General features: G+C 42.1%; 13 protein-coding genes. 8 read left to right on the top strand and 5 right to left on the bottom strand.

Going from position 1 to position 18,347, the window contains the following annotated elements:
* Positions 1 to 136 precede the first annotated feature (136 nt).
* From A4E24_RS02040 to A4E24_RS02030, 3 genes are read left to right on the top strand one after another with little or no spacing between them, the layout of a single operon-like run.
* Positions 137 to 595, top strand: coding sequence for a hypothetical protein (locus A4E24_RS02040; RefSeq protein WP_292351198.1), 459 nt, complete (start codon positions 137 to 139; stop codon positions 593 to 595).
* A gap of 11 nt (positions 596 to 606) precedes the next feature.
* Positions 607 to 2,073, top strand: coding sequence for a hypothetical protein (locus A4E24_RS02035; RefSeq protein ID WP_292351197.1), 1,467 nt, complete (start codon positions 607 to 609; stop codon positions 2,071 to 2,073).
* A gap of 37 nt (positions 2,074 to 2,110) precedes the next feature.
* Positions 2,111 to 5,476 (top strand): S-layer protein domain-containing protein, encoded by a 3,366-nt coding sequence (locus A4E24_RS02030; RefSeq protein ID WP_292351195.1) that lies wholly within the window; start codon positions 2,111 to 2,113, stop codon positions 5,474 to 5,476.
* Positions 5,477 to 5,478: 2 nt separating this feature from the next.
* Here the strand turns inward: A4E24_RS02030 and A4E24_RS02025 are convergent, their stop codons facing one another.
* Genes A4E24_RS02025 through A4E24_RS02010 form a run of 4 tightly spaced genes read right to left on the bottom strand, consistent with a single transcriptional unit; the run spans position 5,479 to position 10,724 of the window.
* Entirely contained in the window at positions 5,479 to 6,573 is a 1,095-nt protein-coding gene (locus tag A4E24_RS02025; protein WP_292351193.1) for a glycosyltransferase family 1 protein, read from the bottom strand.
* A gap of 32 nt (positions 6,574 to 6,605) precedes the next feature.
* Complete coding sequence (locus A4E24_RS02020) at positions 6,606 to 8,537, bottom strand: hypothetical protein (protein ID WP_292351192.1); 1,932 nt, start codon at positions 8,535 to 8,537, stop codon at positions 6,606 to 6,608.
* Positions 8,521 to 9,756, bottom strand: a complete 1,236-nt coding sequence (locus tag A4E24_RS02015) for a glycosyltransferase (protein WP_292351191.1) — start codon at positions 9,754 to 9,756, stop codon at positions 8,521 to 8,523. Before A4E24_RS02015 ends, A4E24_RS02020 begins: the two co-directional genes overlap by 17 nt.
* 41 nt (positions 9,757 to 9,797) lie before the next feature.
* The gene (locus tag A4E24_RS02010) at positions 9,798 to 10,724 is read right to left on the bottom strand and encodes a glycosyltransferase family 2 protein (RefSeq protein WP_292351201.1); all 927 of its coding nucleotides are present in this window, start codon (positions 10,722 to 10,724) and stop codon (positions 9,798 to 9,800) included.
* A gap of 186 nt (positions 10,725 to 10,910) precedes the next feature.
* Between A4E24_RS02010 and A4E24_RS02005 the strand changes: the two genes are divergently transcribed.
* A complete protein-coding gene (locus A4E24_RS02005) occupies positions 10,911 to 13,379 on the top strand; it encodes a type II/IV secretion system ATPase subunit (protein ID WP_292351190.1) in 2,469 nt (822 codons plus the stop codon).
* Positions 13,369 to 15,309, top strand: a complete 1,941-nt coding sequence (locus A4E24_RS02000) for a hypothetical protein (protein WP_292351189.1) — start codon at positions 13,369 to 13,371, stop codon at positions 15,307 to 15,309. The genes A4E24_RS02005 and A4E24_RS02000 overlap by 11 nt, the downstream gene beginning before the upstream one ends.
* A gap of 39 nt (positions 15,310 to 15,348) precedes the next feature.
* Here A4E24_RS02000 and A4E24_RS01995 read toward each other — a convergent pair whose 3' ends face one another.
* On the bottom strand, positions 15,349 to 15,534 hold the full coding sequence (locus tag A4E24_RS01995; protein ID WP_292351200.1) for an ATP-binding protein: 186 nt from the start codon (positions 15,532 to 15,534) through the stop codon (positions 15,349 to 15,351).
* An 85-nt stretch (positions 15,535 to 15,619) separates the two neighbouring features.
* Here A4E24_RS01995 and A4E24_RS01990 point away from each other — a divergent pair, with 85 nt between their 5' ends.
* The 3 genes from A4E24_RS01990 to uppS all read left to right on the top strand — a co-directional run bounded on the left by A4E24_RS01990 (position 15,620) and on the right by uppS (position 18,093).
* Positions 15,620 to 16,675 (top strand): radical SAM protein, encoded by a 1,056-nt coding sequence (locus A4E24_RS01990; protein WP_292351188.1) that lies wholly within the window; start codon positions 15,620 to 15,622, stop codon positions 16,673 to 16,675.
* Between the two features lie 118 nt (positions 16,676 to 16,793).
* Entirely contained in the window at positions 16,794 to 17,105 is a 312-nt protein-coding gene (locus A4E24_RS01985; protein ID WP_292351187.1) for a DUF2551 domain-containing protein, read from the top strand.
* A 106-nt stretch (positions 17,106 to 17,211) separates the two neighbouring features.
* Entirely contained in the window at positions 17,212 to 18,093 is an 882-nt protein-coding gene (gene uppS, locus A4E24_RS01980) for a polyprenyl diphosphate synthase (RefSeq protein WP_394334451.1), read from the top strand.
* Positions 18,094 to 18,347: the final 254 nt, after the last annotated feature.

Here is an 18,347-nt window from a genome sequence, read left to right as displayed (position 1 = left end):
TTTGAATATTGTTGTTTTTAATTGATTTAGCATTATATTTATATAATATAATATTAATCATAATTAATATAAACATCTTACAATAAAATTGAACGCAGGGGATACTATTCAGAAGGGGATCCATAACAAACATAATATGTATAGTTCTATCCTTACGGCTGTACTCCTCTTAATAGTATTACTAGTAAGTATGGCAGGCGCAGAGGAACTGAAAATAGAGGGCCTTTCGGATACTTACAGCAAAGGAGATATTATCACTTTCACTTTGGTAGCTGATGAAGGTCTTACTTCTGAAAGTATGGAAGAATGGAATATCTCACTAAAAATGGATGGAGCTACGAAGATCGATTTTCTGTTCGATGGAAAAGAAGATCACGATGGCCTTTCAGCAATAACGGTCAGGGAGAAGCCACCATATCACTATGGCTATGGATCAGGGAATGCAGACATATTTACAGACATTGAAAAAAAAGAGATGATCGTCAGCATTGATTCATCCATGATGAATCGAGGTGATCACATTGCAACATTCTACATGCACAAAGAGGGAACATCTGAAACCCATGAGATCTCAGCTAACATAAAAATAACCTGACGGAGTACTACATGAACTTTAACAAAGTCCATCTGCTGATCCCACTGATCTTGTTCTCTTACTTGCTAATAATGAACTTTCAATACACAAACATCCGGGAAAACGACGGTTCTTATCTAATAGATGTGGGATCCCGAAATGATATGCTAAGAGATGTTAAGCTCACTGGCCCGGAAGACAGGATATCGGAACCTTTTAAAGGCAAGTTTGAAGATGAAAAGACCAATTTCAGGAACTTTACCAGCAGGTTTGTATATTTCCAGCTGGAGGAACCTGCGATAAGTAGTGCTTCAATAGCAAAGGTCCAGATACGTTTCAAGGATGAGCTTGCAAAGGGATATGTCTTCAAAGTGGGCGCACATAGTGCTCCGCAATGGAACTATAAGTGGAACCTGCTGTACGACCCATTCCAAAGACAGCTGGAAGAAGAATACGACACTATCTATACTGACAGCAATATCTCCGTTTACGCCTTAAATGACAATGCTCCCATATATTCCGATCTCACTGATCTCTTCTCAGAACTGGAAGCTGAGAGTACATTGGCCATCCAGCCATCGGTCAGTTTGTTCCCTGGCACTGACGAACTTCTGGAAGATGAGATCACAGCAATGAATACAACAGTTGACACAACACTAAGGGGAAAGCATACGTTCCTGACATATGTCCATGGAAATGAAATCTCAATAGATATTGAAAAACAGGACCTTAACTGGTACAATGGCACCGATGACCTGAGAATGGAAATCGTTTCCAGTACAGGAAAAACGGTATCTTCTGCGATAATTCCCGACGATGGTGATATAACTGACCACCGGGGATCGGGAAAAACTCAGATATCCCATATTAGGTCCACCGGACTGGACCGGGGCACATACAAGATAATAGTGGATGCCAATGATGATACATTGATCAAAAAACTACGAGTATCAAGCAGTAAGCTAGTCGTAGAGAACGATTTGTTCGTATATACCCCTACAAGACTATTCACCTTGACCGAAGAAGAACAGCCTGTAAGCCTTATGACCCTCCACGAAGAAGGCCTTCAGAAAATAGACATCGGTAATAGGAACACAACATACAATGTAACGATCGATAAGACCGCGGTCACACAAAATGCGAAAATAGGACCTTCACCAAGCCTGCAGGAGATCAATATTCCTGCCGGAGACCTGAAGATAGCATCAAAGATATATTTTTCATTTACAGAAGGCTCATATTTTGATCCGGTGAAATGCAATGTTGTGCCTCTGGAGAATAACTTTGACTGGCTTAAGAAGAACAATGTCGACTATGTAATAATGAAGAACCGATCTGTAATATCTGAGAACGGATGGGTAATAGCTGAAACTGAGTGGAACATCGATAATCTTTATATAAGGAACAATGTACTCGGCTTCGCTACGAACATAGAACATCCGGCTGATCCCTCCCAGGTAGATATCCCGGTAGACTGGATAAGAATAATCATAGAGTAGTGGTCACGTGTATAAAAGATACTTATACTTCATTTTATTGATCGCGATCATCGTCCCTGTTACAGCTTCGGAGGTCAGCGGACCTCTTTCTTATGCAAGATACGACGAGAAAGGGTACACAATAACAGGTGCTGATGCGCCTTCCTTATTGCTCGAAAAAGAGATCCTTGCAATTGATCTCTCGAATGGTACGACCATAGACGCTGATCATTTTTATTATGCAGGGACCCAGGAAGGGAATGAGATCGATTATCTGGGAAATACATACCTGATAGAGAACATCAATGATACTGCCGTCCTATCCACAGAATTGTGGGAAGGCCAGGACATGAAGATAGGGATCCATGAAACCGTCGATCTTCCTGAAGGATATACTCTGAAATGTACAGAGATATCGGGTATGGAAGGTAAGGCCACTTTTGTGCTGGCAAATGACAATATTATCCTGGACCCTTTTAGCATAAAGGAAAACGGTAGCTACAATTACTCACAGAGCTATGAAGGAAAAAGTGTAGCTATGTTCTCTTTTACCGCAGTTGATCTCTTGCATGAGAATGAAAATGAAGAAGTAACTTTGACAGATATCTCCATAAGGAAAGCAACGGTATTGAGCGATGGTCAGGACCTGTATAAAGATTATATAATAAACCTGGAGGATATCGACTGGGATGGGGACGAAGACATCGTCATACGCCTCAAGCCAGGTCATACTTTTACAATAACTCCTTCAGCAGAGACCTCGCTTCTTAACGGTTATATATGCCTGAGAACCGGAGTGGGTTACAACCATTTACTGGACAGGTTCGAGGATTCTGTTCCATTGGTCTCTAATGATGAATATAGAATATACTCATACAACCACAATAATGTGACGGACCTTCAAGCAGTACTGAACGATCCATCATCTGATTATACATTTTCCATAGCCCCTTATGTGAAGTTCAATGGAATGGGAACCATTAACACTAATGCTTCTGCAGAAACAAGAAGCTCTATGCAATTAAGAGGAGAACATGAACTATACGCATATATTCACAACGAGACCCTCAGCCTTTCTGTTTCAAAACATGACCTCAACTGGTACGTGGGAGAAGACGAACTAAATATAAGTGTTTATTTACCCTCTGGAAAAATTGTCGGATCTGTGGTCATACCTGACGATGGACAAAATGCAGCGACCCGCAGAGCAGGAGAAGTCCAGACAGGGATGCTGGAAGTGCCTGGACTGCAGGACGGCATCTACCATATAAAGCTCATATCTAACGATGATGTTATAATAGACGAACTGCGCAGTGCACAGGACAAGCTGGTCTTTGATGGGAAGATGTTCGTCCTTTCACCCGGAGACCTGTATGTAGGCTCCAATAAAAGGATTTCATTAAAATTTATGACCTTGCATGAAGAAGGCTTGCAGGAGATAACCATAGAGGGGAAGGACCGTAACTACAAGACAAGGCTGGATACAAAGAACAAATGGATGAACATAAGGTTACCCGCATCCTCTTATCCATATAATATTAAACTGCCAAAGGGAGACATTAAAGTCGAATCAGATGCATATTTTGCGTACAATGATGAAGCCTTCTTCAGCAAAGAAGAATGCACAGTTGTCCCCCTGTATGATACCATTAGCAAGGACCAAGAACTAAAAATAGATTATTTTATAGTACCGCCTCAAAAAGAGCAGATAGTATTCTATCCTTACAGGAACACAACCGATCATACGTATTTTGATCTGTCCAATTATGATAATGAACTGAACACCTGGACATCACCGGGTCTGTTTTATTTTGATGTTACAGGAAAAAGAAGCTGGGAGTTCCTTAAGATCGTTCCCGGAGACGACAATGTACTGAGTAAAGACGAGATGGTATACGGAAGCCTCCAATATCACGATCATGATGATGAAAGTCCCCTGGACAGAACTATTGCATACCTTGGTGAACGCTACTGCATACTGGAAATAGACAATTCATCAGCTGTCCTCTCCAGGATAATGTATGATATGAACATAAGGGTCAATTCCAGCAAAATGATAGAGCTGGGAGATGGAATATCCTTAGAAATGAATACAATAGACCCGGCTGCACATAAGGTAAGGTTCTCTCTTTACAGAGAAGGAAAGGCCCTGTCATATCTTGAGATCGGAGAGAATGAAACAGCATCGTATAAAGAAGTTATAATGGACAATGAGATACCATTGGTGAACATTCAATGCAAAGATATCGTAAAAGGTATTAACAGTTCCAGTGCGCTGCTTGAGATAAATAGGGTCAATGACCATGCCATTGTAATAAAGGACCATGATACGTTCAGAGATGGCTCTACAGCAGAGATCACTGATATCAATGGTGATGGCCTTCAGGATATAAGGATAACACTTGAAGAGAACAGCGAGATCCTGCTTGAAAAAGGCAGACCTGTAGCCATTCTTGGAGGATATCTGGCCCTGGAGAACGAAGATAATGGCAAGATGCTGGTCAGCAAAAAGAACGTGCCCAACGAAGAGGGGAATTTGAACATTAAGGTACAGTATGGAACCAACCTCTCATTTACAGAGCCGGTGAAAGAGATACCAATAACTATCGAGAACACCAGCATTAGCACCTTCAATATATATTATAATAAAGATGTGGCTGACTTCTCCTTTTTACTGAAGGAATTGAAAAGATTACCAAGTGAGGAAAATGAGATAGAGGGCAACATCCACAGTATATACGACCTGAGCCTTTATCCAGAAGATCCCGGCACCATATACATAGAATTCCCTGTGCAAGAGCAATGGCTTAAGAACAGAGGACTTGGACCTGAAGATATTTACATTGCTTACTTAGAAAAAGGAAAATGGTCATACGCTGCTCCCAGTAAGATCGGAGAGCAGGAAGAGCACATCATCTATAGCGTGAACTTAAAAGACCCTGGTTTATTCTGTATCCTGGGTCTGCCGAATACCTCAGAAGGATACGGCAGGGGGCCTGAAACTATATCCTACATACTCAGATCGATATATGAGGATATTAATATAGTAGATAAGGGTCCAGGCAATGGAAGTGTGGAGAATTTATCGTCAAAAGCCATGGGCACTAATGTGCCGATCTATATCGTGCTATTCCTTTTCATTGTATGCATAGCGGTCCTTCTGGCATATGCGAACAGGGAAACTTTTACTGATGATCATACCCGAAAGGTCCGGAAGGAAGAAAAATACGGAAGCTTAATGGAATTCAACCGTCGCTTGTGCCTGACATTGATTGCCATTTTTATGGTGCTGCTGATCACAGAAGAAATACGGAGAGGTTCAATAAGCTCCCACCTGAATACTAATATAATACTGATCTGTGTGATGATCACAGGATCGATCGATCTGGTTGGAAGGAGATTCAGGAAAAAAGAGGGGCTTTGATATCAAATGCCTTCAAGAACACTTGTGTAAACTTGTGCAGTTTGTTTTGCACACCTTTCCCATGAGAACTGAGCAGCTCTGTCTATACCTCTATGAATGAGAGAAGACCTGAGCACGTCATCCTGAAGCAATTGAAGCATGTAGCTGGCCATTTTCTGATGGTCGTCCGGGTCTGCAATAATGCAGGCATCACCTGCAACTTCAGGCAAAGAGGATACATTGGATGTGATCACCGGGCATCCACATGCCATGGCCTCTATGACCGGAAGTCCGAAACCCTCATAGAAAGATGGGAAAACGAACATTTTCGCAATGCAATACAACCTGGCAAGATCTTCTGTCGGGACCCTCCCCAGGAAACGCACATCTTGTTCCAGGTCAAGGGAAGCTATCAGAGATTTGATACTTCGCCTGTCATGTGCATATTGCGGTTCTCCTGCCTTCAGAAGGACAAGATCCTTTCTTCCTGATATTTTTTTCAACCTGTAGAATGCCTTAATGATGCCTTCCACATTTTTCCGTGGCTGTTCTGAGCTAATATGCAGGATATATTCCTTATCTTTTTCAAGACCGTATTTTGACCATATCGAAGAAACATCCTCATAAAGTCTGAACACCGCAGGATCGATACCAAGATATATGGTGGTCATTTTCTCTTTGGATATCCCATATTTACGTTGCAGATCGCTTGCAGTGGCATCAGAATCAGTGATGATATGGTCTGCATCCTTAAGGCCCTTATACATCAGTTTGCCCATCATCAGATGCATCCTGCTTGCCGGGTACATCTCATGGATGATATCATGACAGGTTATTACTTTAGGTGCCACCTTAAAAAAAGAAATGTTCTGATTGGTAAGATGATAGAGGTCGTATTTTGGGATGTGACCCTGCATCCGGTAATAAAAAAAAGGATTATTATCAACAAGTGGTATCTTTCTTGTGGCGGCTATGTTCTTCGATGTGGTAAGTTCGCTTAGAGTGAACTGCCTGGTATCAAAGAACACGTGATCGATATCCATCTGGCCTTTAATAGCTTCAAATAAGGAAAATGCATAATTCCCTATACCAGTATAAGGCTGGGCAGTGTTGATCATACCTATGGTCGTATAAATCACCTTCTTAACGATCACATGAACATATTAGAACTATCAGTAACCTTATACAACTGCAATTCAAAGTTTCTGGTCACTATATTTGCAGGTCTTTGCATAAGCTGGCGAGCTATGGAGTAATCCATATCGTAAACATCTGGTTCCCTGTGAGGATAATGGTTCAGGTCCACTGTAACCTCGAGCTGTTCCAAATTGACAGCCTGAGTGTAAAAAAGCTCCAGCTCCACAGGATTGAAATATTTATCCAGAGATTTTGCTTCATTTGTAAGTATATATACTGTATCAAAACTGGAAATGTTAAGATCATCTTTGAGCTTTCCAACAGAGTCAGCATCCCACCAGAGAGCTGGCTTTGAGTACACAAAAAAAAGAGGATCTGCCATTTTATATGAACCTGCAGCATATCTGTCCACAAGTACCAGGTCATTGGGACCAACGCGGTCAGCAATATTCCCTACGCTTGCTATCATCCCCTGGTTTTCAGAGAAGAACAGGATGGGAAAAGCAGTATAAATATTCAGTATCATGACCAGGGACATAAGGCACATGTACACGGTTTTCTTTTTTGACAGATCATGTATCAGAACGGACATCAGTAAAAAAGCTCCTGGTATGGTTGTAGCTACATATCTCCTGAGGAACCAGGGCTGGTCCAGGGTGATGAAAGGAGAAAGAAGGTAAAGAAAGCCAGGAAGCATAAAGAAGATCACAAGGAGCTGTTTTTTGGAACTGATATCCCTGCGGATCACAGATACGATGAAAACCAGGAAAATGGAGATCAATGGCAACTGAAGGTTATACTCAGATAATGCCATATACACGAATTCGGGAAAATGGTATCTTATAGCCGTTCTGTCCATAGATGCTGCTTCTGTAGAAGATGAAATCACACCGCCTGAAAAATGGTTCAGGACAGCATCTATGACCCCAAGATATCTTGTCTGCATAAAAAAGTAATAATAAAGTAGCAATGCTGAAGTCAGTAAAAATACGGACCAAAACAGTACAGGGAAATATTTATTCAGGAAATAGGATATGCCGTGTTTTCTGTTACCCGAAAAATGATCTAAGCCAATATCATCTGTCATCCTCTGGTTCGATGGACCAAAGCGCTCAGATGAAATGTCGTATAATAAAAACAGGAAATAGAAACCAAAGAGTATCAAGCCTTCTATACGTACAAAGGGTAGCATCCCAAAAGCTAACATCGATGAAATATAGTAGATATTCCGTTTCCGCTGCAGCAGATACAGGCAGCACAGTACTCCAAACCAGAAGAGGGCCATGAAGAATATCTCGGTCACGGTCTGTCTTGAGAACCAGATCAGAGGATATGTAGCCGAAAACGTCAGCACAGCGCCCAGACCAACATACGAATTCCTTAGTTCTTTTCCGATCAGATAGATGCTTACAAGCCCTATGAACAAAGGAAGAAGATTACTGCATTGTATACCTTGTATACCGAAAAGACTGTAATGGATCGCTACCCAGGAAATATACCCGAAATGGAACTGGGAAATAAGTTTTCCATCGCTGGTCGTGATGTAATTGTTCGGAGACAGAAAACGTGGTATGAGATCGTTCATAGCAGAGTCGATGAGCAACGTATGATGCTCTGCCAGATAGATAGCATTGGTTGAATAGATACCTGGATCCCGGCCTCCGTAGAATGTATCATGGAAATACAGAGAAGTAAAGATGGAAAAGAGCAGAATAAATAAGATTGCAATGATGTTCTGTCTGGACGTGCCATTATTAGCACGGTATTTGTGAAAATAAAAAACGAAAACAGCTGTTATCAACAGTAGTGCTGCAAAAAGTATCGGTTTGTAAAAAAGAGAGAACATGGCCAGCAAATTAGCAGCCCATGCGATACATACGAACCATAGTGAAAGAACAATGAACTGATATTCGAACTTAGGGGTAGTTTCATCCTTTAACTGCACTATAAAGCACCTCCGTATAAAGGGGGGAAACCTTATCCCAGCGATAATCATCGAACATGGATCTACCGTTATCACCTATCTTAGTCCTTAAAACTGGATCAGAAAGCAAAAGGATTATCCTGTCGGCCATAGCTTCCCAGTCTTTTTCCGGAACCTTGAATCCATTCGATCCGTCCGTTATTGTCAGACCCGGACCACCTGAATCAAATCCCACAACTGGTTTTCCATAGCTCATTGCCTCCAGGGCAGGCATACCCAAACCCTCGGCGTTTCCCCACTTATCGGTAATAGAAGGGATTACATATACATCACATGCTTCATACAATAAAGGGAGATCTTCGTTCGGGAGCAGACCCGTAAATAGCACATTATGTTCAAGCTGATAGCTTCTGACAAGAGATTCCAGCATACTACGCTCCGGACCTTCGCCCCCTATGACCAGCAGAGCATCCGGGTGGACAGATGCGATCTTGCTCATCGCCTTGATCAGAAAAGATGTGCCTTTAAGCGGTATCAGTCTGTGCACAGTGAATATAGTAGGTCTGTCCGACAAGCACCATTTTCGTTCAAAGTCTTCCTGAAATGCTGAACAATTTTTTATAGGATAATTGCTGCCAACCGGAAATACTGATACTCTCTCAGGATCTACATCAAAGGTCAAAGCACAAGCTTTAGTGTATTCACTGATGGCTATTATTGCATCGTGTTCATCGAGAATGTATTTGCCCAGTGGTCTTAATCTGAACCTTTTAAGGAATACCAGATCTGTGCCATATACTTTCAGAACAGAAGGGATGCCTGATATCTGGCGGTATACTGCAGAAACAAAGCCAGCGGGGAATGCCCAGTTAGAAAAGATAAGTTTAGCTTTCTTCTTCTTTGTTAGCTTATGGAGATTTAAGAACATAAAAAATAACAGGCTGAGCATCAAAAGAGAATTGAGCAGATACTGCAGTAAAACACCAATGAAAGAGCTGGAGTTCTCATGTGGCAGGAAATTACCATATCCCAGTGACTCATATCGTTCAGGTGCGTACCTGAATCTATATACTTCAATACCGTCTATTGTTTCATAAGTTTTGGACCCTTTCACATGAGGGCATAAGATAGATGGGAGTAAGCCATCTTTCACGAACTCTTGCCCTAATTCCAGTATCCACCGGGCCTTATAATCATCTTTGTCCCTGGGAAAAGATGATGTTAGTACAATTATATTCATGCTGGATCGTTGCAACATCCTTTCATCAAGCTAAATTGCAATTATTCCATCTCTATTTTCTTTAAACGGTATAATATCTCTTCTTCGCGTATCCTCTGGTATTTCAGCATATCAGCTATCAGACCGAACACAAGGATCTGCAGACCAGTTAAACACAGCATGGTCGTAAGTATCGCGTACGAGATATTTGGGACCACAACTCCGGTTTTTATGAATTGCACCAATACCGTTACTCCGGATAGCGCAGCGACTACCAGAAACACAAAACCTATGGAAGCAAAGACCTTCATTGGTTCATAATCACGATAGGTACGTAGTATCACAGCAGTGGCACGCTGAGCATAATGGAAGATCCCTGACATAAGTCTTGAATGACCGTCCCTTTTTCTGAATTCAATAGGGATCTCTACCAGGGTAAGGTTATGGTTAACAGCCTGCATGATCGTTTCCTGGACATAAGTATAGTCAGCCAGAATGTTCATCCTCAGTGCAGCATCTCTTGTGAAAGCTCTGAAACCCGTTTGTGCATCGGTCACAGGGTAGCCGGAAGCCATGCGTGTCACACGCGTGGCCAGAATATTCCCGATCTTCTTCTGGGGAGGCATGTATTCAATGTGCCCCCTGAATCGGGAACCTAATACAATATCAGCTTTGCCTTGAAGAATAGGATCGATCAGATCTGGAATTTGATTTTGGTTATATTGGAAATCTGCATCAGTGTTCACAATTATATCTGCGCCTCTTTCCAGACATGCTTCAAGACCTTTACGGAAAGTTAACGCAAGTCCACGGTTCTCCTTTTGGGAAACAATGTGATCCGCACCTGCTTCTAAAGAGACCTTTACAGTAGAGTCCGTGGATCCATCGTTAATGACAAGGACTTCTACCTTATCTACGCCCTCGATTTTCCGGGGTATCTCTTTGATCACTTTTTGAATGGTTTTTTCTTCATTGTAGGCTGGAATCATCACAATGAGCTTCATGGAATGATTATATAAAATTAATAGAATAAATAATCTTGCTTGCAGATATGCACCTGATGGTACAGATGACAGGAATTTTTTGCCGGCTGGCAATCCGCCAGACTCATAGAAAAGCTTTTGTATGTAAATACCGATAGTACATGAAAATAAATATACTAAAGATGTGTATGAATGAGTCACAAATTACATTTCTTGCTCACAGGAACCGGGACCAAAGCAAACAATAGATTGAAACAAGCCTTAAGATCATTCCATGATCCTGAAAATGAAAAGATGCCGGTAAATATCAAGCAACTGTTCGCTTCTATAACACATAAGAAGAACGAAATAGAAAATAAAGAGTGCACTTATAGAGTAAAGAAAACCAGGGACACAAGCTCCATAATCATTGAATGTTCGGACTGCAGCGGAGACTCTACACTAAATAACCCCAGATGTAGATCAAATATCTTTAACATCCTGCTCAAAGAAGCAATAACAGAAAGACTTGTCATATCAAATCTTTATGACAGGGAATACGATGGAACGATCCTCCAGAAAATTTACTCACTTGCCCGTCTGGAAGATCATTTACGAACATATGAGAACATGGAAACAGTTTCCTTCAATTGCACATGCGATCCAAAGGAGACCTGCAAAAAGAACAGAAATGAACAAATGGAGATAATTATAAACTCAGCAAAAGGATCGCCATTTAAAGCCTATAGCAATACTGAAAGAATTATCAGACAACTGACATGTGAAGCTGAAAAGGAAACTCATCCGGAGTGCAATGAATGTATAGGGAACTTTCAGGAAACATTATATGATATAATCAGAAAGATGAGCCCCCTCGTGAACGATCTTTTTTGTGAGCCTGATGGAACTTTTGATCATGAGAAAAATCTTCAGCCATACGTGCGGCCTTTGTTCTCCACATCCCGTATTTATACAGAACCGCCAGTGAATACTATTTTTATTGAATGCTATGACGTGCAGAGAGATGACGGAAGGAAATTACCCATATCTATATATGAATTTACAGACAAACCCGAAAAACTCTATGTCGTAAACCCTGCTGAATACAACATGCAGCCTGAGGAACTTCTGCTCATTGACAATGTCCGGGACCGTATGATCAAACATAGGCCTGAAGATATGAATTTTGCAGATCCCGCCCTTTCAAGGGAATATTTCCGCAGGCTTTGTAAGAGATTACTGCGTGAAGAGGCAAGGGATAAAAAAGTGGTTTTGTCACCTTCACAGCTGGACATGTATTCTGACCTGCTGGCAAAATACACAACAGGACTTGGGATCCTGGAAGACCTGTTATCCGATGGAAGAGTGACCGACATATATGTTAATGCTCCTGCAGACCGGAATCCTGTGCATGTGGTGATGAACGGGGAAGAATGTACTACTAATATATTCCTGTCCCAGGAGGAAATGGATTCCATGGTCTCGCGGTTCAGGACGATAAGTGGAAGACCTTTCGGAGAAGCGACACCTGTTCTGGAAATGGCTCTCCAGGAGTACGGAGTACGTGTTTCAGTGATAGGGGACCCATTGAGTGCAAAAGGAATGGCCTATGCTTTTCGAAAACATGCAAAGGCTCCCTGGACACTGCCTAAACTGATCAATACCGGTGCTATCACCCCTCTCACAGCAGGTCTGCTCAGCTTCATGATGGATGGACATGCATCAGTGCTGATAGCCGGGGGAGTAGGAGCCGGGAAAACGTCCCTGTTATGTGCCATGCTTATGGAAATGCCCCAGAGATACAGGATACTGACAATAGAGGACACACCGGAAATACCTCTCGAACAATTGCAGAAGCTGGGATGGAAAGCACAGGGTCTTAATGCCCAGTCCTCTATAGTGAGGTCCAGTATTGAGATAGACCCGGCCACAGCCCTGCGTGCATCCCTGCGGCTTGGCAGTTCGTCTCTTGTAATAGGTGAAGTGAGAGGACCGGAAGTCGCAATGCTGTATGAAGCAATGCAGGTGGGTACAGCAGGTAATTCTGTGATCGGGACCATACATGGTGCATCCACAAATGCCGTTTACGAGAGAATAGTGCATACCCTTGGAGTGCCTCCTGCCTCGTTCAGGGCTACGGACGCCGTAATAGTATGTTCCAATACCCGCATAGCAGGCAGTATGGCAACAAAACGTAAAGTGATACAGATAGCGGAAGTGAACGAAGTGTGGGATCCTGATAATACATACAGTGTCTTCTCTGACATCCTCACTTTTGATGCCTCGGTCAATTCACTGATACCAACAGACCTGCTTGATAGAGGACAGTCTGCATTGATCAGGAAAATTGCAAGAAAATGGGGGATATCCGTGGATGAAGCTTCAAAGAACATCCGTATACGCGCAAACATGAAGCTTAAAATGGCGGAATACGGTAAAACCGACTCAGCATTCGTTGAGGCTGAAATGGTATCCGCCTCTAATAACATGTTCTGGATGTTCATGGAAAAGGAAAAAGAGATCGCTGGCAAGCCAGACGTGCAGCGCGTATATGACAAATGGTGTGCATGGCTGGAACAGATCATAGCGACAAAAAATGAAAAACTGTCTGCTGCAACAAGCGACAAGATACTATATTCCAGTTCATTGGCCCAGGAAGTACAGGGTGGCAATGATGCATAATAATAACTGGTACTACAGGGGATGCAAGTTCACATGGAGATACCTCTCCGGATATATAACAGATCATGGGGAATTCAAGAAGAAAAGTGAGAAAGCAGTAAGCCAAGAATATATGAACGCGCTTGTTTATACAGGGTTTGACCTGGAACCTTATGAAACTACACTTTTTTCCTATATAGGATCAGCCAGTCTGTTCATTATTTTCCTGTTGATGGACGCACTATTTTTCAGGTTCACTACAACTTCATCAGGCATTCTTATATCGATCGTTATTATAAGCCTGATCCTGCCTGTTGCAGCATTGTGGTATCTCAGTGAATATGTGAAGATACATGCCAGATACATGAAGATAACATCATTAGGAGACATGCCTGAAGTAATGAGCTATGTCGTAATGTCAATGAAGATAGTGCCTAACATGGAAAAAGCCGTACATTTTGCCGCAGAGAACTCGAACAGGCCCCTTGCCAGGGATCTGAGAAAGATGCTATGGAACCTCCATTTACGAGTATATGCCGGCATGGATGATGCTGTAGTCCAGTTCTCGGAAATGTGGGGTAAGAACAGTGAACATTTCAAAAGGTCATTGCATCTTATCAGAAGCTCCATGAGCGAGACTGATCCTGCACAACGCACTTTTACATTGAACCGGTCTTTGGATATTGTACTGGAAGGGACACGGAACCTTATGGAGAGCTATGCTGCAAAACTAAAACTCCCTACGTATGTACTGTACTCCATATTCATCCTTATACCTCTCGCCCTGGTAGCGTTGCTGCCTGCAATGGCTGTTGTGGGGATACGCATCACAAGTACTAACCTCATACTGACATACGATATACTATTGCCTTTGATCACATTCATGTATGCAGAATATGTGCTTATGCAAAGACCTGCAGCATTCGTACCTCAGAAAATATCGGACACACACCCGGAACTGGAGGGGCTGCCATCAAAAAAGAAAAAGGAACTCATTATGGCATTAATGACCGGAAGTGCTGTATGTGGTCTGGGATACATATTGTTGTATGCGGGAAATCCTTATGGCATCATTTCAACAGCTGTGCTTGAAGGAGTAGTACCTACTGCACTGCTGGTATTGGTCGGTATAAGCATTACGTTCTCATGGTATCTGAATGCTGCATATGGCCCATACAAGAGAATAAGGGACAAGATAATAGCAATGGAAAACGAGTTTTCCGATGCTCTGTTCATCCTGGGCAGGAGAATATCAGAAGGCAGGTCTGCAGAAGAGGCTTTTATACACACTGCTGCCAATATGAAAGGGGCATCCATCAGCGAGCCTTTCGAGAAAACCGCTGTGAACATCTCATGTATGAGATGTGACCTGCATAGCGCGATATTCGATGATGAGTATGGTGCATTTAAAAATGTGTATTCTGAAAGGATAAAAACTACTATGAGACTGTTCCTGGAAAGCGTACATAAGAGCCACGAAGCTGCTGGTGTGGCCATAGTGAAGCTGGCCGATCATATGAAAGACCTGCAGGAAGTGGAAAGGCGCATAAAGGAATCACTGTACGACATGACATCTACGATGAAGTCTACTGCATGCATCTTTGCTCCGCTCATAGCAGGGGTGACAATTGCACTCTCCGAAGTCATCGCAAAGATCCTTCAGAACGTGGCACATAGCATATCGAAACTGCCCCCGAATGTGATCCCCGGGCCTGCGGATATCTCACCCGAGAGCCTGGAACTTTCCATAGGCCCAAACATGTTCATGCTGTCAATAGGCATATACCTTATACTTATCACAATGATCCTTGTCCGATTCTCAAATGCTATCGAACATGGAGGGGATAAAAGCCAGATGATGTACGAACTCTCCAGAGCACTGCCAATATCAGTAATTATGTTCTCTGCATCGGCAATTGCTTCAAGGATAATATTCAGAGGCTTTATCTGAGGAAAAGCTGTAATATGTATTCTCAAATCAGAAACAACACTATTCCATATAGACCAGAGCTTTGTTGGGACAACACCGCACACAAAGCATGCATCTGTTACATAGTTCATGGTCGATCTTTGGCCTGTAGTCAGTTGTTCGTTTAAGAGCAGAGGTCGGACAAACGGTCCTGCACCTCCCGCATTTTTTGCAGCCGCAAACTACTATGTACCCTTTGCTCAACACCACGTAATAGGCAAAGAGATAAAGGTATTTAAGGCAAATGGACTAAACAATAGATATATATGATAAGATCTATGGTTGCGCCATTATGCTGAACATATCTGAGGGAGAAGCAGGTTCCTGTTATACATATCTTTCCAGAGGCTGTAAATTATGCCAGGAAGGAGCAAAAATGGTCCTTTTTATTACTGGTATTTGTGGAAAGAACTGTTTCTATTGCCCCATTTCTGATGAAAGGAAAAAAGACATTACTTTTGCAAATGAAAGACCTGTTAACTCAGATATGGACATAATAGAAGAAGCTAAACAGATGGGAGCACTTGGCACGGGGATCACCGGCGGGGAACCGTTGCTTGAACCTGAGAAAGTGTTCAGATATATCAAAGTGCTCAGATCAGAATTCGGAAAAGAGCATCATATTCATCTATACACTGCTCTGCCTTTGGATGATAATATACTGGAACAGCTTGCAGCTGCCGGTCTTGATGAGATAAGGTTCCATCCACCTGCAGATATCTGGAACATTAATATGGAAAATTACGCAAGTTCCATAAAAAAAGCTATGAATACAGGAATGGAAGCGGGTCTGGAGATCCCGGCCATAGAGGGGGCACAAGAAGTGGCCAGGATGGCAAATGAAGTAGGTTGCTTCCTCAACATGAATGAGCTAGAGTTCTCAGATACAAATTCTCAGGGAATGAAACTCAGAGGCTATAGACTGCGGGACGAGATCTCAAATGCTGCTGATGGTTCATATAATATCGGCGTAGAGATATTAAAGACCACTGAAAAAGGACACTTATGCACTTCCCGGTATAAAGATGCTGTACAGCTTAGAAGAAGGCTGCTGCGCATAGCTGAAAGAACAGCCAGGGAATTTGATGAGTTGACCGAAGATGGAACCATCATCTATGGTATAATAACATGCAGCAGCGAGGAAAAATCTGCACAGCATGTGGCTGAGTTGTTGTTGTCATCAGGTGTTCCTGAAGAGTTGTTCCAGGTGAGTAAAGAAGAGATACATATCGCTGCCTGGATACTTGAAGAGATAAAAATGGATATATCAGCAGATGTAAAAGAAATGTGTATCATTGAAAGATATCCATTTCCCGGTGGGATGATAGTAGAAAAGATCCCGCTCTAAAACCCAAATTATATATGCAAGAATGATATACGTACTTCCAGTTTGGCTACCAATATCAGTTTAATTTATATAAATCGCAATAACTTTATAACCTTAAATCGCATATAAAAAAAACGAGGTGTTTGTACTGGAAACGATAGAAGACCGCGTTAGGGAGAGGCTCATAAAATATCTCAGCAGAGATGATACCGGTATTCGTAAAGTGGTATTGCAGCTTTTTCTTGAAGGGGACAAGTTCACAACCGGTGATGTGTACGGGTACCTGAATAAAACTGATTTCAACGTAAGCTACAGGGGAGTTTCTGCCATGGTCGGTTTAATGAACACACGACTTGGGATCCTCAGCATCGATGTGACCGGAGATCATAACATATATCTTCTCAAAGAGGATTACAGGAATGTTGTTCGTTCAGTACTTGAAAACTATTAAAATAGAACATTGAAACACCTCAAAGTAATCATTTTATACAATAGATGCAAGTAATTTTTGTGGTTTGATGTGCTACGAAAGGTAGAAAAACTAGGCAGGGATTTTTATATTAAAATACATAAGCGATATTGCCTATCGTGCATATGAGCGCCTTCTTTCAAAAGAAGTTGCACATTTGGATGTACCTGAGCATATTGCAATTATCATGGATGGAAATCGCAGATATGCTAACAGGGTTGGTAAATTGACCAACTATGGACATGTGAGAGGTGCCAGTGTAACTGAGAAAGTGATCGAATGGTCCTATGAGGTAGGCGTCAAACAACTTACGGTCTATGCATTTTCTACAGAGAACTTCAACAGGTCTGAAGATGAAAAACAAAAGTTATTCGAACTTATTGGCCTGAAATTCGATGAGCTCTGCCAGGATGAGCGCACCCATAAAAGAAAAATGCACATCAGAGCTATTGGGGACCTCCAGAAGCTTCCTTCCGGTTTGCGATACTCCATCAAAGAAGCTGAGAGATGCACGGCGAACTACGATCAGTTTTATCTTAACGTAGCTATTGCCTATGGAGGCCGGCAGGATATAATCCAGGCAGTACGCAAAATTGCAGAAAAGATCGATAAAGGGCAACTAGACCCTGAAGATATAACCGAAGGTACAATTGCTGATCACCTCTACCCTGTTGCGGGAGATCCTGTCCCCAATGTTGACCTTATTATCCGTACTGGCGGAGATGAGCGGGTATCCAATTTCCTTCCCTGGCAGACATCTGGTAATGAATGTGCCACATATTTTTGTGCTCCATTTTGGCCGGAGTTCAGGAAGATCGACCTCCTGCGTTCCATACGTATATACCAGGAGCGCCTTCAGGAAAAGAAGCTGGTAATGATGAAGAGGAATGCTATTTTTCTCAAGACTTTAGAGAAAAAGGATGTTGAAATGGTCCATAGCTGCCCTGCTAACAGGGTGCGCGTTATTTGAATCGGATACTTTTTTGATAGAGCTGTCTTATGCAGACGTAGAGTTTACTATATGAATGATAGTATCCGAATAAGGCAGCTTAAATGAATTTGAGGCATTTTGTTCTTTAACTTCTTCATAAATTATATTGTATTCATTAAATCTAATTGGTTCTCTTCAATATCGTGTGGGTAATTGCCGCACCAATAAATCACTAATCCCCTATAAAAGAACAATTCACTGTATACTAGATATCTGCGGAATTTAGGAATCCA

The sequence above is a fragment of the Methanomethylovorans sp. PtaU1.Bin093 genome (genome assembly GCF_002067275.1).
In the GTDB taxonomy this organism is placed as follows: Archaea; Halobacteriota; Methanosarcinia; order Methanosarcinales; family Methanosarcinaceae; genus Methanomethylovorans.
This window is presented reverse-complemented; position numbering and strand designations above follow the sequence as displayed.

Excerpts from the sequence above, each read along its gene's own strand:
- A4E24_RS02035 (WP_292351197.1), top strand. The coding sequence starts at position 607 with ATGAACTTTAACAAAGTCCATCTGCTGATCCCACTGATCTTGTTCTCT.
- A4E24_RS02010 (WP_292351201.1), bottom strand. The coding sequence starts at position 10,724 with ATGATTCCAGCCTACAATGAAGAAAAAACCATTCAAAAAGTGATCAAA.
- A4E24_RS01990 (WP_292351188.1), top strand. The coding sequence starts at position 15,620 with ATGCTGAACATATCTGAGGGAGAAGCAGGTTCCTGTTATACATATCTT.
- A4E24_RS02000 (WP_292351189.1), top strand. The coding sequence starts at position 13,369 with ATGATGCATAATAATAACTGGTACTACAGGGGATGCAAGTTCACATGG.
- A4E24_RS02040 (WP_292351198.1), top strand. The coding sequence starts at position 137 with ATGTATAGTTCTATCCTTACGGCTGTACTCCTCTTAATAGTATTACTA.
- A4E24_RS02025 (WP_292351193.1), bottom strand. The coding sequence starts at position 6,573 with ATGATCAACACTGCCCAGCCTTATACTGGTATAGGGAATTATGCATTT.
- A4E24_RS02005 (WP_292351190.1), top strand. The coding sequence starts at position 10,911 with ATGAGTCACAAATTACATTTCTTGCTCACAGGAACCGGGACCAAAGCA.
- A4E24_RS02015 (WP_292351191.1), bottom strand. The coding sequence starts at position 9,756 with ATGAATATAATTGTACTAACATCATCTTTTCCCAGGGACAAAGATGAT.